Below are 20,652 nucleotides of genomic sequence, written 5' to 3'. Positions count from 1 at the left end.
CTAATTTATTCTCTCCCCCACTGGCTAATCATGCTTTCTCTTCCTCGCAAAATACAAAAATACCAATTGTCCTATCAATACAACGACAAAAAAACCGCCTAAAACAATAAATGCAAACAGTCTTAATTCCGGAGTCTGTACTACTCCAGTTCCATCTACATTTCGAACGCCAATAACAATGGCTGCCACTATAAATAATAGTAACCAACTAATACTTGTCATCCACCAAATTTTCATCATATGTATCACCTGTCTAAACCATTTTTATTTGAAATGCATTTATAACGATGTAAATTTATTAAATCCAAACCTATTATTATCTGTACATTTCTTTAGAGGAAATCCACTCCAAAAATTGGGCATATGGATAATAGGTTGTTCCATTTAACTCTACTTTAGGAGCATCCGGATACTTGCTTAATAATTCTTCCAATTCTTCTTTATCGAGGTTAACGTAAAATTCCAAATCACTCTCTCTGATGAAGGTATGGTATTCTTTGTTAGCTTCCGGACGGCCAAAATTTTGCAATCCTTTTCCAATAAAATACCCCATCACTGCTAATCCAATAGCTAATACAACAAAACCAAATCCTAAACCTGATATTTCTATTTCCATTTGATCTTCCTCCTGTCTTTTTCAAGTCTTCATTGAAGTTTTCAAAATATATCTAATCGGATCTATATACAATATCCTCATGCCTACTTCGTAAAGCCTTCCATGCAATTATGCTTCTTGCACAATGTTCTCTTCTTTTTATTTATTTTTGCTTCTTTCTTTTGTCTCTTATCTCAAATAGCCCCCATTATTTATATCAAAGGTGGATCATGTATAATGTTTGGACTTATCAGATAATAAAAACATGACTGTTTCAGCAACGTCCTTTGCAGTTACAGGCGTATGAATCAATTCATTATGTAAATAGTCATCTTTTCTCCACGAAGGGATGACTTCCATCATCGATGTATCAACCATTGTGGGAGCAACAGCATTCACTCGAACGTACGGAGAAAAATTCATTGCACAACTTTTCGTTAATCCCAGAATAGCAGCCTTTGAGGTTCCATAAATAGCATCTGAACTTCCTTCCATACCTGCAACGGATGACATATTGACAATTACTCCTTGGTCTTGCTCTTGAAGTAATTTTTCTCCAAAAAACGTTGAAAAGTAGATAGCTCCCTTAATATTCACATCCAATACCTTATCTATTTCATCAACTTGATAGTCAACTATATTCTTCGCTAAATAAATACCTGCATTATTAATTAAACCGTCTAAACGCGAATATTCTTGATCAATATATTGAAAAAAAGCAGAAACGTCGGCATAGTCGCTTACGTCTAACGAATATGTATATAATTTATCCGGGATAGCTGTAATATGTTGCAACTTATCTAAAGCTTCTTTATTTCTATCACATGCGATAACAGAAGCCCCCTCTTCTAAGCATTGCAGAACTACTTCTTTACCAATCCCAGAAGCTGCACCAGTTACTATCATTGTCTTATTATGGATCATCTTTTAAATCTCCTTTAAAACATATATTTTTAGTTTCATACTTCTGTCTCTTTTAATTTACATCAATTACCCACCGTAACAAACCTCTTAATAACCAAAAAAGAATCCGAATCGGAAATATGATAACTTCAGGAATCCAAAATAAAATATCTAGAAAAAAATCTGTTTTAGTATAATCCCCTTTTGGCTTTTTGCTCTTCCTTGTTTTTGATTTCTTCTTTTCCCACCAATCATTCATAAAATAACCATTCCCTTTTATTGTTGTTACCATTATTTACGAAAAACAACGGAGAAATGTTTCAATTATTCAACAAATCAAAGAAAAAATGATATACAATGAAATAGATTTGTGAACTTATCATGTTTTCCCTTGCAATTCTAAATGAATGAAATAAAATAATTAACAAGAGAAAAAATCAAGTTAACTATGTCGGAGGGATAAGATGAGCACGTTACAACAGCTGGATTATTCCAGTCTGCAGAATCTTCATGATAAAACAAAGAAAGAATTTGATGCGATTAAGCAACAAAATCTATCATTAAATATGGCTAGAGGAAAACCAAGTGCTGAACAACTAGAATTATCATTGGGGCTGTTAGACAGCGTCAATTCTGAAAATATTGGCGATAACTATTCGATTCTAAATTATGGAATGGTAGATGGTATACCAGAAGCAAAAGCATTGTTCAAAAAACTGCTGGAAGTTGATACAGAAGAGATTCTCATCGGAGGCAATGCAAGCCTGAACATCATGCATGACCTTATTTCAAAAGCATTAATTAAAGGTGTGATCGATAGTGAAACGCCTTGGAATACAGAAGATAAAGTGAAATTTATCTGTCCTGTTCCTGGTTACGACAGACATTTTACAATCTGTGAGCAATACGATATTGAAATGATTTCTGTGGATATGTTGGAAGACGGTCCGGATATGGACAAAGTGGAAGAACTCGTTCGGAACGATGCGTCCATCAAAGGAATGTGGAGCGTCCCAAAATACAGTAACCCTGAAGGTATCACTTACAGTGACGATGTCGTAGAGCGTTTAGCAAAAATGGAAACGAAAGCCACGGATTTTAAAATATTCTGGGATAACGCTTATGCCATTCATAATCTTACAGATCAACCTCCAAGATTAAAAAATATTTTGGAAGCATGTAAGAAACATGGCAATCCAGACAGAGTGTTTATGTTTGCATCCACTTCCAAAATGACTTTCCCGGGATCCGGTGTCGCTGTAGTGGCAGCAAGCAAAGAAAATATCAACTTTATTAAACAACAATTAAGTGTACAGACAATCGGTCCTGACAAAGTAAACCAGTTGCGTCACGTCCGCTTTTTCAAGAACTATGACAATATGTTGGAACACATGAAAAAGCATGCCGAAATTATGAAGCCTAAATTCGATACGGTCATAGAAATACTTCATTCCAAACTGGACGCCCATGATATTGCAACATGGACAGAACCTGACGGGGGCTATTTTATCAGCTTGAATACAATGGATAATTGTGCTTCTGAAGTAATCAGTCTTGCCAAAGAAGCTGGCGTCACTTTAACAGGTGCCGGAGCAGCATTCCCATATGGAAAGGATCCGAGAGATAGAAATATTCGCATAGCACCTTCTTTCCCTTCGCTGGAAGAAGTGGAAAAAGCAATCGACGTGTTATGTATTTGTATTATCCTTGTAAGTACAGAGAAATTCTTATAATATGCCACAAGCCATTTGTCTGTTTAGATGACAAATGGCTTGTTATTTAACCAACCAGTATTTAATATTTGGTCATTCCTTCCCGACCATTAGATCCAAACATATTCATATTAACGATCAAACCAATAAGCCAAGAATTTAAACGCTCCCCATTCTTTATATAACTGTTGTAATTGCGATTGGGGAGGAAGTTCCCCAGCGAAATATTTATGCTTTACATGCTTTTTAAATTCGCTATCTACAGGTAAATAATCATACCGTCCTAACAACATTAAAATAATACTAAGCGCATAAGGTCCGACCCCTCTAATCTCTTTCAGTTTATGAACGACATCTTCGGTTGGCATTTCCGGATTTGCGAGCTCCTCTAAATCATACGCATCATTGCATAACTGAAATGCGAGTTCATGAATATAATCACTTCTATATCCTAATTTTACGTCTTGGTTTAAAAAAGACTTTTCCTTTTTCAAAACAGCCTCCGGTTCAGGAAACGTAAATAGTTCCGAAGCTTCCGAATATCTGTCTCCTAAAAGAGTCACAAAATTTGTTGTCATTGCCATGGTCCGGCTCCAAGTCGTATTTGTGGTAAGAATGGTCTTTACAATATCTTCAAAGATGCTCGGGGAGCGTAATAGTCTTCCTCTATTCTCTGTTACGATTTCCTGCATATCCTGGTCAGCGCTACACATTTTATAAAAAGTACTAAAGTCTTCATCTAAACGGAACATCCAGTTCACTTTGCGAATAACCTCTTCACTTTCTTTTCTCGTTAACGTTTTCTTATCCCCTATTTCTATAATCAATGTATCTTGATCTTGTTTGATATGAAGCAGAACGATTTTACCAGTCGCTAATTTTTCCACTCTGCTCAGCGTATTTTCATCCTTATTATGATAAAAAGGCGATAATAAATACCACCCATGATCTGTAGCAGTAGCATGAAAATTGAATTTTTCAGGTAATGTAATGACCTTCTTCAATATGATTTCCTCCTGACTAACGGGCTCATTTATATCAAGATATCGTCTGCCGTACAAAAAATCAAAAGCAGTATACATCATTTCAACTATTGGAGGAAACTTTAATTCCGTGTGCTCCAATATTTCGTTTATATTACAAAGAAGTGTTTTGAAAACGAAATTATTTTTTCATGCTAAGCACCTTATTAACAAAACTTTCTTTTTCATCCGTATATTTAATAATTTCCATGCCCTTCTTTGTCATAAGAGCTTGTTTCAAATGCTCATATTCCCGTCTAAGTGGAGCGTCTGCATTTAAAGCATCCCTAAAATACAGAAGATTTCTCCACTTCACTCCATTGATGTCCGTCATATGGATATAATGTGTTTTTTCAAGAAATGTACCGTCTGTAAATTTTGCTAAAATAATTTCATTTTCTCTTTCTACTTTTAATCGATAAAATCCAATTGTCTGTAACCCCTTAAACGTTTTCGCTTCTACTTGGTGGATGTTTTCTACTCCTAATAGAATATCGATCACAGGCTTAGCGCTAATATCCTGAATGGCGGTACTTCCTATATGCTGAATAGTTTCTTCATCTACATTTAAAACATTTTTGATTTGTTCTTGTATGCATACAAATTCAGCTGACCATTCTTCATCATGAGGAACTAACTTGACTTCATTTCTTTTTAATCCTAAATGCATCGGTCTCCTCCATTCCATTTATTAACTCCCTCTTCTTTAAACCATTTACGAAGTTGAATTTTAACCGATGATAATTACTTTCGAGAGCTGCATAAAGCATACTTACAACAGGGTCCATTTTAGAAGAACCTTTTAAATCTAAAATCATTCGTCTTCCCTCTCTAATATGCAATGAAAGTTCCTTTTAATTTATTTTTATTGCAGTGTAACTGGCTTTAAGACTCCCACTTCAAGAATGGAGAAGAACCGAAAAATTCTACGCGGGAGATCCAACAGCCAGTAACGGTCCGATTCGTTCAACTTACCTTCAGTGAGAATAAAAGAGCTCCCACTGAAGGAAGTTTCGCTTTATATCTCTCTATCTTTTTTATTTTCTTGAAAGTAATCAGGAATAATAATGCAACCATAATTAGCATCTACTCATGTGCTTCTCCTCTATTATCCATGGTTTTCATCAAAATAATCACTCCTTGATATTCATGATATTCATCGTATGCAAGAGGTATTTTCCCAACTTACCTATCGCTTTACAATCTTTTAGAAAGAAGGATTTCATCACGAATCGGAATCCCGCCATTTCCTACTTGCGGGATTTCCGGCTTCCATTCTCTAGCTTTTTCAATAGCTCCTTGAAACAAAGCTGCTAACCCATATCCTCGCTTCTGATAAAAACCTAATGCATGCACATTATCATTTGTCGTTATCAGTTTCACATTTTGACAGTGTTTCTCTTTTGCAGCACCTTCTACTTTTTGAACTAAGGCTGTCCCAATACCTTTGCCTTCCTCTAAACTATCTAAAGAAATAATTTCACACTCATTATCAGAAATAATAAATGTAATATAGCCAATGATTGCTCTGTCCGTAATTTAACATGGCAAATCCTTCTAATTTCGTACAATCAAAAATGCCACTGGAAATAACCATTTTCGGACTTCCCCATTGTTTATTAAAAAAGTCATAAATCTTGTCTTCTGATAATTGTTCAGACGATATCATTTGCATCATATTTCTCCTTTAACACTATCAATTCCTAACAGATTCATTTAGTTTCTTTTTCACAAATTTCTAATTTTCTAACATTATATCAAAATCTTCCACAAACACAGCATTTCCCCTAACTTGGACATCATAGGACGCATTACTTCTAGAAATTCGGACGCCTACCCTGCCATCTTTTCCAATTTCCTTCCCTTGTTCTACCACTAGTTTCATAACATCTTTCTTGTCTTTCCTTATGTACTCAGCATAGTAAGCACCCATTACTCCTGAAGCTGTTCCTGTTACGGCATCCTCCAAAGTCCCTGAATATGGAGAGGAAAAATGTCGGGCATGCATATCAGCTTCTGCATTATACGTTTCGATACAAAATGGATGAACAGATGATGTAGGCATTTCCTTTAAAATTGCAGGGAAGTCCTTATTATTTGGATTCATTCTATGAAAAGCTTCTAAATTGTTAATAGGAATTAACAACGTCCACGTACCTGTGCTTCCATATAAAATAGGTAAGTTATCATGTATATCCTCTTCCTCTATCCCCATCGAGTGAGCTAAATGCTTTTTAGAACCATGGAATGCTTCAAATTTCGGTGCTGCCTGATTCATTGTTATCGTGATTTCGTTTTCAGCAGTGGAATGTAGCTTTACAGGTAAAATCCCTGCTCTTGTTTCAATCGTTAATGCTGTTTTTTCACCTAATAAACCCTTTGTTTTTAACGCATACACTGTTGCCATGGTTGCGTGTCCACATAAATTCATTTCATGCCCAGGTGTGAAAAAACGGATGCCAACATCCGCTACTTCTGATCTAACCGGAAATGCTGTTTCATTAAATCCTACCTGGGAAGCCGTTTCCTGCATTTGCTCCTCTGTCAGTTCATCTCCATTTAGAACTACTCCGGCCGGGTTTCCTTTGCCAGGCTCTTTACTAAATGCATCATAGTGATATACTTTTACGGATGTCATGATATTCCTCCTCAAAGCCTGCTAAAGGTCTTGATAAAACAATATATTCATCAATCACTTTTGCAGGCTATTTCATTCATACTATCTTATTCTGGTGAATTGGCTCTATCTTGCTTAATTTTACACCATATTTTCCGAAACGCAGGATGATAAATGCTGGAATCAAAAGAATCAAAGTCCCAATGATTAATGCCATTTTACCAGTAAATAATTCAGGGATAGCGCCTGCCAAAAAAGTACCAGCCATTGTTATCAGCCCTCCTATAACATAGGTGGAGCTTCTAACTCTTGTTAAAAATTCATCTGGCGTAATCCCCTGATGGACAGCGCCTTGGACAATAAAAGCCATGGAAAGCGTGCAATCAAAAATGGCCATTCCTAAACACATCATGATAAACGCATTTGCAACGGTCATCATTAATATACCTATTCCAGAAATAATCATTAAAATACAAATCAGTGTAACCCAATTTTTATTTTTACATTTATTTATCAATAAGATACCTGCAATATTACCCACACCTGCACTTGATAATAAGATCCCAATTCGTTCCTCTGATAGTTCCATGGTTATTTGTGCATAAAATATAGTAGTTAATGTAATATATACTGTTGTAAATCCTAATATACACATTGCTAATGTGCTAATCAATTGTTGTGGATTAGCTATCAAAATCTGCAAACCTTCTAATGTTCTTTCTAAAAAAGTATGGAATTTACTTTTCTTTGAAACTTCCCTTTCTGCTTTCTTAAAATCTGCCTTATTGCGAATCATAGCAACCAACATAGTAGATAAAAGAGATAAAGTTGCACATATAATCAATGTTAAAACTGAACCTGTTTTTGCTAATAATATTCCACCCAATGCAGGACCAATTACAATTGCAATGGCATCAGCAGCTTCGATATTTGTATGTGCTTTTAACAAGTTCTCCCTGCCGGCAATCCCAGGAATCATTGAAGTAAACGCCGTTCGGCTAATTAATGCAAGTAATCCCATGACAAATAACAAAAAAGCAATAATAACGGCATTCACATTTTTTGTAGCTAAAAGGAAAGCAAGTGTAAAAATACTTAATCCGTATAAAAAATGACAAGTAGCAGCGACCCGAACCTTATGCTTATTCTCTACCCATGTTCCAATTGGTATAGCAAATAAAATCGTGCCAACTTGCTGCGACAAAGCCACCAGTGCTGTAACTAACGGTGAACTGGTTAACCCTAATACAATCAAAGGAATCACTAACTCCCTAAACCTTCCGTTTAAAATAGAAAGGAATTCTGACCCCCACATATATTTAAAATTTCTGTTAATTAGTAATGGCTTCAATGTCATTCTCTCCTTATTAGATAAGGGAGATAAACTGCTTCGATTCTAACAGTTGGTATGAAATAATTTTCCTGTCCGCATAAATTCTTACTTTATTTTTTCATCATCTCCCTGTTCAAAATTAGTCATATCATTGAACGGAGAAAATTTTAGATTGGATTCATTTTTATTTAACCCCTTATTGTCAATAAAATCATTCTATGCATATCAGATTGTATCCATTCTAAGATTTTATTTCATCAATGTATTCGGTTTCAATTTAATCATCTAGCCATCGAATGAATAGATACAAAAGTACTTCTTCCATTCTACCTATATTTAAATATGGAATCAATATACACTTCTGATTACAATCCTTATAGCATCATTATTTATATTAGCAGGCATGTATTTGAGAAAATTGTATTGGCAGGTACAATTTAAAAAAGCGGTTAAGGAACTTCATTTGTTGAGAAAAAAGCGTTAAGGAGCCTGTATACGAAGCGCGAATACTCACTATATTTTAAGAAGACCTATGCATATCAAAAGATACGCATAGGTCTTCTTGTAGTATAGAAAAATTATACTTAATAGGGGTGAATTCTCTTATTATTTTACCGACTGTACGGCTTCTTCTACAGAAGTTTGTCCACCCACTGCACGGAATCTTTTGCCGATAGTTGCATCATTTTTCAAGCTCGTATAAATCACTTTTGCAATATCTTCCCGAGGTACTTCTCCCCGCTCCACATTAGCTCCAAGATTTACTTGATTGGTACCAGGTTCATTTGTTAATAACCCCGGATGAATAATCGTATAATCTAAATCGCTATTTATCAGCCATTCATCTGCATAATGTTTTGCTACGACGTATGGTGCAAACGATTCGGGAGCAGATTGAATCGCTTCCCGGCTCGTATCGAATGAACTAATCATAACAAAACGTTTCACATTTGCTTTTTCTGCTGCTTGAATGGTTTTCACTGCGCCGTCCAAGTCAATCATCAGGGTTTTATCCTTTCCAGTTTCAGAACCAGATCCAGCTGTGAATACAACCGCATCAACGCCCTCTGCTGCTTTGGCAATCGTATCGACTTCATCTTCTAAGTTCGTAACGGCAACTTCAGCACCTAAATCTTTAAAGTAATCGGCCTGTTCTTGCTTACGAATAAACGCACGTGCCTGATCTCCGTTTTCTTGAATCAACTTGACTAGATGTTTACCTATCTGTCCATTTGCTCCAACTACTAAGATATTCAAAACACTCACCCTTTCTTTTTGACTTCTCTCTTTTTATTGTAAAGGTTTGGAGAGGAGATGTTAAATAATTGGATTGATTAACATCTTAACCATGAATCCTTTGTTTAAACCCAACAATCAATTCATCCATTTCAAACTTGGATTCTTCCTACCTATCTGGTGCTTGTAAATCAAATAGCAATTGGTCCATTACACCAGTATGTAAATAGCGAAGTATTATTAAAATGGATAAAACTATTTACAAACAAACCCGCACGTAATTACATACTAAAACGATAGGAATTATAAACTTAATATGCTAATATATAATGCATAATAAAATTTAATAAAATAAAAGGAAGTGTGGAGAATGTCTTTATCAAATAAAATCTTTCTTGCTTTGGGAGTGGGAGTGCTATTTGGAGGTTTGCTGAACTGGCTTGCTCCGGCCTGGGTAGATCCGCTCGATCAGTATTTATTGCAGCCTGCCGGTGACATATTTTTACGAGCAATTCAATTGATTGTTGTCCCCCTCGTTTTTGCAGCTTTGATTATGGGCATCACGCAGTTAAGAGGAACTGGATATATTGCTCGATATACAACGAAGTTAATGAGTCTCTACATCGTGACTTCTGCTGTTGCTATCGCTTTAGGCATTGTTGTCGCACTCATCATTCGACCTGGTAATAATGCAGAAGCAATTGCTACAGGCGAAGCATCAAGTGATGAAGGATACTCTTTCATTGAATGGCTTGTGGGTATTTTCCCTTCCAACCCATTTGAAGCATTAGCAACAGGAAACCTTTTACAGGTTATCGTCATTGCTGCCCTTGTAGGTTCAGCGATTAATCTGCTGAAAGAAGAACAAACACGTCCCTTTTTGAATGTTGTGGAGAGTATGTACGAGATTGTGCAGAAAATACTGCAGCTTGTATTAAAAATTGCTCCATATGGGGTTTTTGCCTTAATTACCTCCGTGGTAGCAACACAGGGGTTTGGTATTATCGGCAATCTGGCTGTCTATATGCTCGGTTTGATTGTAGCAATTATTCTTATGGTCGGTATATATGTTTTGATTTTATTTTTCGCTGGCATAAAACCAAAAAGCTTTTTCCAAGGATTCGGATCCGCTTTTACGCTAGCATTTGGTACAGCCAGTTCCAATGCAGCTTTGCCCCTTGCCTTAAATGGAGCCAAGAGAATCGGTTTGCAAAGTGATTTATCCGGATTTGCCATTCCATTCGGAACAGCTCTAAAAAGGGACGGTGCGGGTATTTTACAAGGATTTAATGCCATCTTTGTTGCACAATTATTTGGCGTCGATCTAACAGCAGGACTTGTAATCGCTGTTTTTTTGAGTGCTTTGCTTGTCTCATTTAGTACTGCAGGAGTACCGGGGGCTGGGATTATTATGATGACCACCGTGCTATCAGCAGCAAATCTTCCTTTAGAAGGAATTGCAATTGTTGCGGGGATTGACCGGGTAACAGAAGGATTCCGCACCCTTTTGAATGTTTTTGGAAATACTGCGAATGCTAGTCTGTTGCAGCAGTGGGAAAATCGTCAGGGCAGTGAATTGCAGGATGAGTGAGAAATAATCGGTCTTTTTGATAATTTTAATAAAATAAGAGTCAAGTAACCCTTTATTGGGAAATATGGTAGATTTATTTGACTCTTACAGCATGTTAAACGGAAACATCAATTTTAGTTGCAGCAATCTTCATCTGCTCTATCAGTCGCTGGCGTAATTTCTCCTCAATGGAAGCATTGCAGCTTTTTAGATAACGAATCATAAAAAACCCATCCGATGCATCTATGCTCAAAATTAATTCATGTTTTAATCCAGTATGATCTTGCATTTTTATTTCAATGATAGAGTAGTATTTCTCCTGTGCCAGAATCTCACTATATTCTAGAGGGTTTCCTTCAATGAAGTCTTTTGTATGCTCTGCAATCGATTCAGCAGCCATCTCTTCAAAGTAATCGAAGGTAAGCTTTTCCGTTGTACGATATTGATAACGTTCTGTTTCGAGATAGTATCCGATAAACTCACTATCACTGTATGTAAGATAAGTGGCTGGCTTAAAATGCTCAAGTTGAATAACATCTATAAACCGCTTCATATTCTCAAAATATTTAGCACCTGAAGGCACAACCGCCTTTTCATCTGGCAATATTCTTCCTTCAGTATCTAAAAAAAGCTCACTATATCTTGCATATCTCATCATCCAAATCGTTTTACCTTCCACCTTAAGCTCTACATAGTAGCTTGATATATTGTTCGGGTTTGTCCCATTGTCATCCTCTTCATTCACACATGTATACATATGCTTCCGTGTATATGTAAAAGTTGCTCCCTCTTCACTCATATCTAATATCTCAAGGTTGAGAACCTCCGATGTAATATTGTAAATTTGAAAATTCATCGAAAGAGAAAAGTGATTTAAAAAGGAGATATCCCGATGGTTCGGATGAAACATTTCTGTCATTCGTTCAATATTCTTGTCCGTATACGTTGTTTCCAATTTCTGCACTATCTCTTTAATTGTTTGCTCACTTATTTTCGGTTTTCTTTTAAAAAACATTTATTATACCTCCAGTAAAACAGTTGAATTAAATACACTGAATAAACCTGAAAAAGAGGAAATCGAAAAAGTGTCCTGAAAATTTGGCATTTTCAAGTTCATCTACATTACAAGCTTAATTATTAAAGGTTATGTTAACTTATAATAGCAATTACTAACACTCGTTCTTTGCAATTTTTATTCCTAATGGTTAAATTCTTTTATTAGCTAAATGAAAACATAATCTCTTGCCCACCCTAGGGAAAAGTTGAATGAGCAGTAAAGATTGTACCGGATATATAAAAAGCTTCCTATACTAGAATGATAATGGCGTTACAAACCAATATTATTCTAACACAGTAAACAGAAATATGAATAGTTCTAGTTTTTCACATACGAAGCCGCTCTGTTTAGTTTATCGAGTATACACGAGTTAGTTAAGTATGAGGTTATATGTATTAGAGTGTATGTGTTGCATTTGTGTTGTGCTTTATATAAACCTATGTTTTTCTATAATATACCTGAAAAACACAAATCATCTTAAAATGTACGAATAGTACTGTTTGTCGGATTCAAGTAAAACCGACAAACACTGATATGACAGGGATATTTTTACTTGTCACCTAAAATTATATTGCCACTTTTTGAGGGAATATAAAAAAGAGCCCCCTGTAAATTAAATTCCTCAATAAAAAGGTATCAATACCATGTTATTCTATTATGCTCCCATTCCTATTGCTAAACTCACTAGTTGACATCAATAATGTTAACTGGTAATCTATAATTGTTAACCAGTTAACAAAAAATCAGATAAACAAAGGGGGGGAAGGTTTGTGGAAAATTCCTCAAAAGAAAAAGCCCTGAAAGCCATTGAACATTTTATTTTGTATCGCGAAAAGAAGATGGCAAAAAGGGATAATCTAACCAAGGATTTATTAGTTGATCATGGTTATACCAAAATAAATGACCTTTAACGCAGTTGCATATTATGGCTCTGATAAACGAATACCCAAATGCATCCAATAACACATTACTTTCTAAGGAGCTAAGTATTTCAAAACCTGCAATTACTAAAGCTATTAATTCCTTAATTGAAGAAGGAATGGTCCTGGCTAAAAAAAGGAGAATGATCAAAAGGCTATTTATTATACTTTAACAAATTCAGGACAGCAACTTGCAGCGATTCATGATCGAATGCATCAAATTGCTAAAAATCGTTATAGCCAATTGTTGGATCAGTTCTCTGATAATGAATTAGAGCTGATTATTAAATTTTTAGAAGCCTGGTCAAATCAATTATAAAAAGAGGAGCAATTATTATGAATAAAGAACAAGCCATTGAATTTTTAAGTAAGATGTATCAAGAAATCATCGTTGATATGAAAATAGAAAAAATTCCTAATTACTTTAGTAAACAATACGTTCAAACAACTGATGGAGTTAGCACAAATATATCTGAATTTACAAGTCATGTCCAAGCATTAAAAGGGATTGTAAAGTCCATATCTTTATCCCCCTTTTATGATGTTCTCTTTGATGATGATAAACAAACGGCAACCCTAAGATATACTGTTACTGCAAATAAAAAGAGTGGCGAAACTGGCGAAATAGAAGTAGTAGCAATATTTGAATTAGACGATGATAAAATTGTCCGTTGCAACGAGCAATCTTGCCCATTAAATCAAAAAGAGGAATTTAAAGACTTAGCAAGTGTCAACTACTAACTTTCATTTAAATACCCAATGATGTAAAAACAACATTGGGTGTTTAAATTTATATAAAAAGTAATTATAACGCTAATCTTAACGGATTGGCTTTTTATTACCCAATCGGTGAAAATATCGGCAGTAATATGCCTAAGCTTCGTTACATACTCTTGCTCTAATAAGCCGTTACGTACTGCTCCCAAACTATTCCGATAATAATTCCGGACTATCTGCGATAAATGTTCGCCTTTTACCCATCGCCTAAAATCCGCTTTGCGTTTTAGTTTAGTCGTGCGAACCGTGGCCAAAATAGTGCGCATGGTAAACGTATCTGTACGAAAAAAACCCCGCTAAAGCTGTGTCATAACAGCTTTTAACGAGGTTTTTCTGATACCGGTGGTCGGGTTCGAACCGACACTCCTTGCGGAACACGATTTTGAGTCGTGCGCGTCTGCCAATTCCGCCACACCGGCATGTTCTTGGAGGCGGTAACCGGATTTGAACCGGTGATAAAGGTTTTGCAGACCTCTGCCTTACCACTTGGCTATACCGCCATTTCTTTTGGAGCGGAAGACGGGATTCGAACCCGCGACCCCCACCTTGGCAAGGTGGTGTTCTACCACTGAACTACTTCCGCAGAATGGCTGGGCCACCAGGATTCGAACCTGGGGTACACGGGATCAAAACCCGATGCCTTACCGCTTGGCTATGGCCCAATGATTAATTTATATAACTTATGTATTAAAATAAAAAAGGGGCGACCGGTGGGGATCGAACCCACGAGTGCCGGAGCCACAATCCGGTGCGTTAACCACTTCGCCACGACCGCCATATTGGCAGGGGTAGTAGGAATCGAACCCACATCAAAGGTTTTGGAGACCTTCGTTTTACCATTAAACTATACCCCTATGAAATTTAATAAATGGTGGAGGGAGTAGGACTCGAACCTACGAACCCGATGGGAGCGGATTTACAGTCCGCCGCGTTTGGCCAACTTCGCTATCCCTCCACTTTTTTGAAAAGATGGTGGCTCGGGACGGAATCGAACCGCCGACACAAGGATTTTCAGTCCTCTGCTCTACCGACTGAGCTACCAAGCCATAAGCTGTTTTAAACCTTTAATGGCGGTCCGGACGGGACTCGAACCCGCGACCTCCTGCGTGACAGGCAGGCATTCTAACCAGCTGAACTACCGGACCATTTTGGTTGCGGGGGCAGGATTTGAACCTGCGACCTCTGGGTTATGAGCCCAACGAGCTGCCAGACTGCTCCACCCCGCGATATAAATGTATAAATCTTACATGGTGGAGGATGCAGGGCTCGAACCTGCGACCCCCTGCTTGTAAGGCAGGTGCTCTCCCAGCTGAGCTAATCCTCCGAAGTACAAATGCGTCAATAAAAATAAAATTGGTGACCCGTACGGGATTCGAACCCGTGTTACCGCCGTGAAAGGGCGGTGTCTTAACCACTTGACCAACGGGCCATTAAAAAGGTTTTAATGGCGGAGAGCGAGGGATTCGAACCCTCGAAGCCGCGATAGCGGCTTACACGATTTCCAATCGTGCTCCTTCGGCCTCTCGGACAGCTCTCCAAATGGCTCCACAGGTAGGATTCGAACCTACGACCGATCGGTTAACAGCCGATAGCTCTACCACTGAGCTACTGTGGAATAATCCATAACAATAAAGAAAGAAGTATTTCGCTTGTCCTTAAGGACTTAGTCAGAGAATACTCTAGCCTGGCAACGTCCTACTCTCGCAGGGGGAAGCCCCCAACTACCATCGGCGCTGAAGAACTTAACTTCTGTGTTCGGCATGAGAACAGGTGTGACCTCTTCGCTATCGCCGCCAGACAAGGATTTAAAAAATCAGCAACAATCAATATTATAATCGTTTTTGAGAAAAAATCAAGTACTAATTTTAAAAAATATGTATGATTTTATACCTCAAAAACTAAATAAGAGTAACGTGACAAACAAAAACTTAGATAAGTCCTCAATCGATTAGTATCCGTCAGCTGCACGTGTCGCCACGCTTCCACCTCGGACCTATCAACCTCATCGTCTTTGAGGGATTTTACTCACTTGAAGTGATGGGAAGTTTCATCTTGAGGGGGGCTTCATGCTTAGATGCTTTCAGCACTTATCCTTACCACACGTAGCTACCCAGCTATGCTCCTGGCGGAACAACTGGTACACCAGCGGTGTGTCCATCCCGGTCCTCTCGTACTAAGGACAGCTCCTCTCAAACTTCCGACGCCCACGACGGATAGGGACCGAACTGTCTCACGACGTTCTGAACCCAGCTCGCGTACCGCTTTAATGGGCGAACAGCCCAACCCTTGGGACCGACTACAGCCCCAGGATGCGATGAGCCGACATCGAGGTGCCAAACCTCCCCGTCGATGTGAACTCTTGGGGGAGATAAGCCTGTTATCCCCGGGGTAGCTTTTATCCGTTGAGCGATGGCCCTTCCATGCGGAACCACCGGATCACTAAGCCCGACTTTCGTCCCTGCTCGACTTGTAGGTCTCGCAGTCAAGCTCCCTTCTGCCTTTACACTCTTCGAATGATTTCCAACCATTCTGAGGGAACCTTTGGGCGCCTCCGTTACCTTTTAGGAGGCGACCGCCCCAGTCAAACTGCCCGCCTGACACTGTCTCCGAACCGGATCACGGTCCTGGGTTAGAATGGTCATACAGTTAGGGTGGTATCCCACGGATGCCTCCACGTAAGCTAGCGCTCACGTTTCAAAGGCTCCCACCTATCCTGTACAAACTGCACAAACATTCCATATCAGGCTACAGTAAAGCTCCACGGGGTCTTTCCGTCCTGTCGCGGGTAATGCGCATCTTCACGCATAGTATAATTTCACCGGGTCTCTCGTTGAGACAGTGCCCAAGTCGTTGCACCTTTCGTGCGGGTCGGAACTTACCCGACAAGGAATTTCGCTACCTTAGGACCGTTATAGTTACGGCCGCCGTTTACTGGGGCTTCGATTCAGAGCTTCGCCCGAAAGCTAACTCTTCCTCTTAACCTTCCAGCACCGGGCAGGTGTCAGCCCCTATACTTCGCCTTTCGGCTTCGCAGAGACCTGTGTTTTTGCTAAACAGTCGCTTGGGCCTATTCACTGCGGCTCAGACTCAGCCTGAGCACCCCTTCTCCCGAAGTTACGGGGTCATTTTGCCGAGTTCCTTAACGAGAGTTCTCCCGCTCACCTTAGGATTCTCTCCTCGCCTACCTGTGTCGGTTTGCGGTACGGGCACCTATGATCTAACTAGAGGCTTTTCTTGGCAGTGTGAAATCCGGAACTTCGGTACTTCATTTCCCTCCCCGTCACAGCTCAGAAATATGTCAGACGGATTTGCCTATCTGACTTCCTCGCATGCTTGGACGCACATCCATCGGTGCGCACTCCTTATCCTCCTGCGTCCCCCCATTGCTCGAACAATCATGAGGTGGTACAGGAATATCAACCTGTTATCCATCGCCTACGCCTGTCGGCCTCGGCTTAGGTCCCGACTAACCCTGAGAGGACGAGCCTTCCTCAGGAAACCTTAGGCTTTCGGTGAAAGAGATTCTCACTCTTTTTTCGCTACTCATACCGGCATTCTCACTTCAAAGCGCTCCACCAGTCCTCACGGTCTGACTTCTCTGCCCTTTGAACGCTCTCCTACCATTGTTCGTAAGAACAATCCGCAGCTTCGGTGATACGTTTAGCCCCGGTACATTTTCGGCGCAGCGTCACTCGACCAGTGAGCTATTACGCACTCTTTCAATGATGGCTGCTTCTAAGCCAACATCCTGGTTGTCTGTGCAACGCCACATCCTTTTCCACTTAACGTATACTTAGGGACCTTAGCTGGCGGTCTGGGCTGTTTCCCTTTCGACTATGAACCTTATCACCCATAGTCTGACTCCCAAGCGGAAGTAACTGGCATTCGGAGTTTGACTGAATTCGGTAACCCGGTAGGGGCCCCTAGTCCAATCAGTGCTCTACCTCCAGTACTCTATTGCTTGAGGCTAGCCCTAAAGCTATTTCGGAGAGAACCAGCTATCTCTGTGTTCGATTGGAATTTCACCGCTACCCACACCTCATCCCCGCATTTTTCAACATACGTGGGTTCGGGCCTCCAGTCAGTGTTACCTGACCTTCACCCTGGACATGGGTAGATCACACAGTTTCGGGTCTACGACCGTATACTCACTCGCCCTATTCAGACTCGCTTTCGCTGCGGCTCCGTGTCTTCCACTTAACCTTGCATACGATCGTAACTCGCCGGTCCATTCTACAAAAGGTACGCCGTCACCCATAAACGGGCTTCGACTACTTGTAGGCACACGGTTTCAGGTTCTATTTCACTCCCCTCCCGGGGTGCTTTTCACCTTTCCCTCACGGTACTGGTTCACTATCGGTCACTAGGGAGTATTTAGCCTTGGGAGATGGTCCTCCCGGATTCCGACGGAATTCCACGTGTTCCGCCGTACTCAGGATACACTCCGGAGGAAACGCTTTTTCGATTACAGGGCTGTTACCTTCTTTGGCTGACCTTTCCAGGTCGATTCATCTAAAGCATTTCTTTGTAACTCCAATGGAATGTCCTACAACCCCAAGAAGCAAGCTCCTTGGTTTGGGCTCTTTCCGTTTCGCTCGCCGCTACTCAGGAAATCGATGTTTCTTTCTATTCCTCCAGGTACTGAGATGTTTCAGTTCCCCGGGTATGCCTCACCTACCCTATGTATTCAGATAGATGTCCTGTTCCATTACGAACAGTGGGTTCCCCCATTCGGAAATCCTCGGATAATAACATTTACTTACAACTCCCCGAGGCATATCGGTGTTAGTCCCGTCCTTCATCGGCTCCTAGTGCCAAGGCATCCACCGTGCGCCCTTATTCACTTAACTAAAGTTTTTGAATAAGATGGCTGATTACGGAAAGTAATCATTTGTGTTGCTATATCCATAGCTTTTTGCCTTATTTCTAAAGTTTGATGTCGTTGTTACTCTTATTTAGTTTTCAAGGTACAAACGAGAGAATTGCTCTCTCAAAACTGAACCAAACAACCAAGTACGAATTCCGTAATATATCCTTAGAAAGGAGGTGATCCAGCCGCACCTTCCGATACGGCTACCTTGTTACGACTTCACCCCAATCATTCGTCCCACCTTCGGCGGCTGGCTCCTAAAAAGGTTACCCCACCGACTTCGGGTGTTACGAACTCTCGTGGTGTGACGGGCGGTGTGTACAAGACCCGGGAACGTATTCACCGCGGCATGCTGATCCGCGATTACTAGCGATTCCGGCTTCATGCAGGCGAGTTGCAGCCTGCAATCCGAACTGAGAACGGTTTTCTGGGATTTGCTAAAACGTCACCGCTTCGCTTCCCTTTGTTCCGTCCATTGTAGCACGTGTGTAGCCCAGGTCATAAGGGGCATGATGATTTGACGTCATCCCCACCTTCCTCCGGTTTGTCACCGGCAGTCACCTTAGAGTGCCCAACTAAATGCTGGCAACTAAGATTAAGGGTTGCGCTCGTTGCGGGACTTAACCCAACATCTCACGACACGAGCTGACGACAACCATGCACCACCTGTCACTTTGTCCCCGAAGGGAAAACTCTATCTCTAGAGCGGTCAAAGGATGTCAAGACCTGGTAAGGTTCTTCGCGTTGCTTCGAATTAAACCACATGCTCCACCGCTTGTGCGGGTCCCCGTCAATTCTTTTGAGTTTCAGCCTTGCGGCCGTACTCCCCAGGCGGAGTGCTTAATGCGTTAACTTCAGCACTAAGGGGCGGAAACCCCCTAACACCTAGCACTCATCGTTTACGGCGTGGACTACCAGGGTATCTAATCCTGTTCGCTCCCCACGCTTTCGCTCCTCAGCGTCAGTTACAGACCAGAGAGTCGCCTTCGCCACTGGTGTTCCTCCACATCTCTACGCATTTCACCGCTACACGTGGAATTCCACTCTCCTCTTCTGCACTCAAGTCCTCCAGTTTCCAATGCACGTTTGCAGTTGAGCTGCAAGATTTCACATCAGACTTAAAAAACCGCCTGCGAGCGCTTTACGCCCAATAATTCCGGACAACGCTTGCCACCTACGTATTACCGCGGCTGCTGGCACGTAGTTAGCCGTGGCTTTCTGGTCGGGTACCGTCAAGGTACGATCAGTTACTATCGTACTTGTTCTTCCCCGACAACAGAGTTTTACGATCCGAAAACCTTCATCACTCACGCGGCGTTGCTCCGTCAGACTTTCGTCCATTGCGGAAGATTCCCTACTGCTGCCTCCCGTAGGAGTCTGGGCCGTGTCTCAGTCCCAGTGTGGCCGATCACCCTCTCAGGTCGGCTACGCATCGTCGCCTTGGTAAGCCATTACCTTACCAACTAGCTAATGCGCCGCAGGCCCATCTGTAAGTGACAGCAAAAGCCGTCTTTTAACTCCTCATCAGGTGATGGGAAGTGTTATCCGGTATTAGCTCGCGTTTCCGCGAGTTATCCCAGTCTTACAGGCAGGTTGCCTACGTGTTACTCACCCGTCCGCCGCTCGTTCCACGAACTTCCCTCCGAAGAGTTCCGTTCGCTTCCCGCGCTCGACTTGCATGTATTAGGCACGCCGCCAGCGTTCGTCCTGAGCCAAGATCAAACTCTCCATAAAAGTGTTTGAAACGTTAGCTTTCAGAAGTCAACTTCTGACTTATTTTTTAAGAAAAACGAGGTTGTCTTTCTTCTTTCGTACTGGTTGTTTTGTTCAGTTTTCAAAGAGCAATTTGTATGTCTTCGCCTTAATCAGCGACTTTATTAATGTAACATAAAAGCAAGTTTGTTGTCAATAACTTTTTTTATTTTATGTTAGCTGAGCGGTTGCTCAAATCAGCAACGAAACTAACTTTACCATCCTGAAAATAGAAAGTCAACGGTTATTTTAAAATTTATCCCAAACGAATTTACAAATAATGACACT

At 40.3% G+C, this 20,652-nt stretch carries 15 protein-coding genes, 14 tRNA genes, 3 rRNA genes and 1 pseudogene; 5 read left to right on the top strand and 28 right to left on the bottom strand.

Annotated elements, in window-relative coordinates; genetic code table 11:
- Window positions 1-24: 24 nt before the first annotated feature.
- The 3 genes from B7E05_RS08680 to B7E05_RS08670 all read right to left on the bottom strand — a co-directional run bounded on the left by B7E05_RS08680 (window position 25) and on the right by B7E05_RS08670 (window position 1,519).
- On the bottom strand, window positions 25-237 hold the full coding sequence (locus B7E05_RS08680) for a DUF3923 family protein (RefSeq protein WP_080873821.1): 213 nt from the start codon (window positions 235-237) through the stop codon (window positions 25-27).
- 79 nt (window positions 238-316) lie between these two features.
- Complete coding sequence (locus B7E05_RS08675) at window positions 317-616, bottom strand: DNA-binding protein (protein WP_080873820.1); 300 nt, start codon at window positions 614-616, stop codon at window positions 317-319.
- Window positions 617-823: 207 nt separating this feature from the next.
- Entirely contained in the window at window positions 824-1,519 is a 696-nt protein-coding gene (locus tag B7E05_RS08670) for an SDR family NAD(P)-dependent oxidoreductase (RefSeq protein ID WP_080873819.1), read from the bottom strand.
- 443 nt (window positions 1,520-1,962) lie between these two features.
- On the opposite strand from B7E05_RS08670, the gene B7E05_RS08660 reads away from it, so the two are divergent.
- Window positions 1,963-3,231, top strand: coding sequence for an aspartate aminotransferase type Ic (locus B7E05_RS08660; RefSeq protein ID WP_080873817.1), 1,269 nt, complete (start codon window positions 1,963-1,965; stop codon window positions 3,229-3,231).
- Window positions 3,232-3,341: 110 nt separating this feature from the next.
- Here the strand turns inward: B7E05_RS08660 and B7E05_RS08655 are convergent, their stop codons facing one another.
- From B7E05_RS08655 to B7E05_RS08630, 7 genes and pseudogenes are all read right to left on the bottom strand, one after another.
- On the bottom strand, window positions 3,342-4,214 hold the full coding sequence (locus tag B7E05_RS08655) for a DNA-3-methyladenine glycosylase family protein (RefSeq protein WP_179134496.1): 873 nt from the start codon (window positions 4,212-4,214) through the stop codon (window positions 3,342-3,344).
- Window positions 4,215-4,374: 160 nt separating this feature from the next.
- Window positions 4,375-4,902, bottom strand: a complete 528-nt coding sequence (locus B7E05_RS08650) for a GrpB family protein (protein WP_179134495.1) — start codon at window positions 4,900-4,902, stop codon at window positions 4,375-4,377.
- On the bottom strand, window positions 4,877-5,050 hold the full coding sequence (locus B7E05_RS22110; protein WP_179134494.1) for a hypothetical protein: 174 nt from the start codon (window positions 5,048-5,050) through the stop codon (window positions 4,877-4,879). The genes B7E05_RS08650 and B7E05_RS22110 overlap by 26 nt, the downstream gene beginning before the upstream one ends.
- A gap of 379 nt (window positions 5,051-5,429) precedes the next feature.
- A pseudogene (locus tag B7E05_RS08645) lies at window positions 5,430-5,907 on the bottom strand (GNAT family N-acetyltransferase).
- Window positions 5,908-5,970: 63 nt separating this feature from the next.
- Window positions 5,971-6,870 carry a PhzF family phenazine biosynthesis protein gene (locus tag B7E05_RS08640; protein ID WP_080873814.1) on the bottom strand — a complete coding sequence of 300 codons (900 nt, stop codon included), beginning with the start codon at window positions 6,868-6,870 and terminating at the stop codon, window positions 5,971-5,973.
- Between the two features lie 76 nt (window positions 6,871-6,946).
- A complete protein-coding gene (locus B7E05_RS08635) occupies window positions 6,947-8,206 on the bottom strand; it encodes an MFS transporter (protein ID WP_080873813.1) in 1,260 nt (419 codons plus the stop codon).
- 582 nt (window positions 8,207-8,788) lie between these two features.
- Window positions 8,789-9,439, bottom strand: a complete 651-nt coding sequence (locus B7E05_RS08630) for an SDR family oxidoreductase (protein WP_080873812.1) — start codon at window positions 9,437-9,439, stop codon at window positions 8,789-8,791.
- Between the two features lie 349 nt (window positions 9,440-9,788).
- On the opposite strand from B7E05_RS08630, the gene B7E05_RS08625 reads away from it, so the two are divergent.
- Window positions 9,789-11,009 carry a dicarboxylate/amino acid:cation symporter gene (locus B7E05_RS08625; protein ID WP_080873811.1) on the top strand — a complete coding sequence of 407 codons (1,221 nt, stop codon included), beginning with the start codon at window positions 9,789-9,791 and terminating at the stop codon, window positions 11,007-11,009.
- A 94-nt stretch (window positions 11,010-11,103) separates the two neighbouring features.
- Here the strand turns inward: B7E05_RS08625 and B7E05_RS08620 are convergent, their stop codons facing one another.
- Entirely contained in the window at window positions 11,104-12,003 is a 900-nt protein-coding gene (locus B7E05_RS08620) for a hypothetical protein (protein WP_080873810.1), read from the bottom strand.
- A gap of 812 nt (window positions 12,004-12,815) precedes the next feature.
- Between B7E05_RS08620 and B7E05_RS22405 the strand changes: the two genes are divergently transcribed.
- The 3 genes from B7E05_RS22405 (at window position 12,816) to B7E05_RS08610 (ending at window position 13,706) form a co-directional block, all read left to right on the top strand.
- Window positions 12,816-12,956 (top strand): hypothetical protein, encoded by a 141-nt coding sequence (locus tag B7E05_RS22405; RefSeq protein WP_245833039.1) that lies wholly within the window; start codon window positions 12,816-12,818, stop codon window positions 12,954-12,956.
- Window positions 12,957-12,970: 14 nt separating this feature from the next.
- On the top strand, window positions 12,971-13,138 hold the full coding sequence (locus tag B7E05_RS22400; protein WP_245833037.1) for a helix-turn-helix domain-containing protein: 168 nt from the start codon (window positions 12,971-12,973) through the stop codon (window positions 13,136-13,138).
- Between the two features lie 163 nt (window positions 13,139-13,301).
- Entirely contained in the window at window positions 13,302-13,706 is a 405-nt protein-coding gene (locus B7E05_RS08610; RefSeq protein WP_080873809.1) for a nuclear transport factor 2-like protein, read from the top strand.
- A gap of 373 nt (window positions 13,707-14,079) precedes the next feature.
- Here the strand turns inward: B7E05_RS08610 and B7E05_RS08605 are convergent.
- The 17 genes from B7E05_RS08605 to B7E05_RS08525 all read right to left on the bottom strand — a co-directional run bounded on the left by B7E05_RS08605 (window position 14,080) and on the right by B7E05_RS08525 (window position 20,346).
- Window positions 14,080-14,161: transfer RNA gene (locus B7E05_RS08605), tRNA-Leu, on the bottom strand.
- Window positions 14,162-14,168: 7 nt separating this feature from the next.
- Window positions 14,169-14,242: transfer RNA gene (locus B7E05_RS08600), tRNA-Cys, on the bottom strand.
- An 8-nt stretch (window positions 14,243-14,250) separates the two neighbouring features.
- Window positions 14,251-14,325, bottom strand: a tRNA-Gly gene (locus B7E05_RS08595).
- A 4-nt stretch (window positions 14,326-14,329) separates the two neighbouring features.
- Window positions 14,330-14,404 (bottom strand) — tRNA-Gln (locus B7E05_RS08590).
- Window positions 14,405-14,444: 40 nt separating this feature from the next.
- Window positions 14,445-14,517: transfer RNA gene (locus tag B7E05_RS08585), tRNA-His, on the bottom strand.
- A gap of 5 nt (window positions 14,518-14,522) precedes the next feature.
- Window positions 14,523-14,596 (bottom strand) — tRNA-Trp (locus B7E05_RS08580).
- 15 nt (window positions 14,597-14,611) lie between these two features.
- Window positions 14,612-14,697: transfer RNA gene (locus B7E05_RS08575), tRNA-Tyr, on the bottom strand.
- A 15-nt stretch (window positions 14,698-14,712) separates the two neighbouring features.
- Window positions 14,713-14,788: transfer RNA gene (locus B7E05_RS08570), tRNA-Phe, on the bottom strand.
- Between the two features lie 22 nt (window positions 14,789-14,810).
- A tRNA-Asp gene (locus B7E05_RS08565) sits at window positions 14,811-14,887 on the bottom strand.
- Window positions 14,888-14,891: 4 nt separating this feature from the next.
- Window positions 14,892-14,968 (bottom strand) — tRNA-Met (locus B7E05_RS08560).
- Window positions 14,969-14,990: 22 nt separating this feature from the next.
- Window positions 14,991-15,066, bottom strand: a tRNA-Val gene (locus B7E05_RS08555).
- Window positions 15,067-15,096: 30 nt separating this feature from the next.
- Window positions 15,097-15,171, bottom strand: a tRNA-Glu gene (locus B7E05_RS08550).
- Between the two features lie 16 nt (window positions 15,172-15,187).
- A tRNA-Ser gene (locus B7E05_RS08545) sits at window positions 15,188-15,279 on the bottom strand.
- A gap of 3 nt (window positions 15,280-15,282) precedes the next feature.
- Window positions 15,283-15,357 (bottom strand) — tRNA-Asn (locus B7E05_RS08540).
- Between the two features lie 67 nt (window positions 15,358-15,424).
- Window positions 15,425-15,540: ribosomal RNA gene (rrf, locus tag B7E05_RS08535) — 5S ribosomal RNA — on the bottom strand.
- 130 nt (window positions 15,541-15,670) lie between these two features.
- Window positions 15,671-18,592: ribosomal RNA gene (locus B7E05_RS08530) — 23S ribosomal RNA — on the bottom strand.
- A gap of 189 nt (window positions 18,593-18,781) precedes the next feature.
- Window positions 18,782-20,346, bottom strand: a 16S ribosomal RNA gene (locus tag B7E05_RS08525).
- The 16S, 23S and 5S rRNA genes sit together here with 14 tRNA genes alongside, the layout of an rRNA operon.
- Window positions 20,347-20,652 lie beyond the last annotated feature (306 nt).

The organism is Oceanobacillus timonensis, from assembly GCF_900166635.1.
GTDB lineage: Bacteria > Bacillota > Bacilli > Bacillales > Amphibacillaceae > Oceanobacillus > Oceanobacillus timonensis.
The sequence above is the reverse complement of the archived record's forward strand: the minus strand, read 5'-3'. Positions and strand labels throughout refer to the sequence as shown.

Bases quoted from the DNA above. Each gene is read 5' to 3' on its own strand.
- B7E05_RS08680 (WP_080873821.1), bottom strand. From the start codon at position 237: ATGAAAATTTGGTGGATGACAAGTATTAGTTGGTTACTATTATTTATA.
- B7E05_RS08675 (WP_080873820.1), bottom strand. From the start codon at position 616: ATGGAAATAGAAATATCAGGTTTAGGATTTGGTTTTGTTGTATTAGCT.
- B7E05_RS08670 (WP_080873819.1), bottom strand. From the start codon at position 1,519: ATGATCCATAATAAGACAATGATAGTAACTGGTGCAGCTTCTGGGATT.
- B7E05_RS08660 (WP_080873817.1), top strand. From the start codon at position 1,963: ATGAGCACGTTACAACAGCTGGATTATTCCAGTCTGCAGAATCTTCAT.
- B7E05_RS08650 (WP_179134495.1), bottom strand. From the start codon at position 4,902: ATGCATTTAGGATTAAAAAGAAATGAAGTCAAGTTAGTTCCTCATGAT.
- B7E05_RS22110 (WP_179134494.1), bottom strand. From the start codon at position 5,050: ATGATTTTAGATTTAAAAGGTTCTTCTAAAATGGACCCTGTTGTAAGT.
- B7E05_RS08640 (WP_080873814.1), bottom strand. From the start codon at position 6,870: ATGACATCCGTAAAAGTATATCACTATGATGCATTTAGTAAAGAGCCT.
- B7E05_RS08635 (WP_080873813.1), bottom strand. From the start codon at position 8,206: ATGACATTGAAGCCATTACTAATTAACAGAAATTTTAAATATATGTGG.
- B7E05_RS08625 (WP_080873811.1), top strand. From the start codon at position 9,789: ATGTCTTTATCAAATAAAATCTTTCTTGCTTTGGGAGTGGGAGTGCTA.
- B7E05_RS08620 (WP_080873810.1), bottom strand. From the start codon at position 12,003: ATGTTTTTTAAAAGAAAACCGAAAATAAGTGAGCAAACAATTAAAGAG.
- B7E05_RS22400 (WP_245833037.1), top strand. From the start codon at position 12,971: ATGGCTCTGATAAACGAATACCCAAATGCATCCAATAACACATTACTT.
- B7E05_RS08610 (WP_080873809.1), top strand. From the start codon at position 13,302: ATGAATAAAGAACAAGCCATTGAATTTTTAAGTAAGATGTATCAAGAA.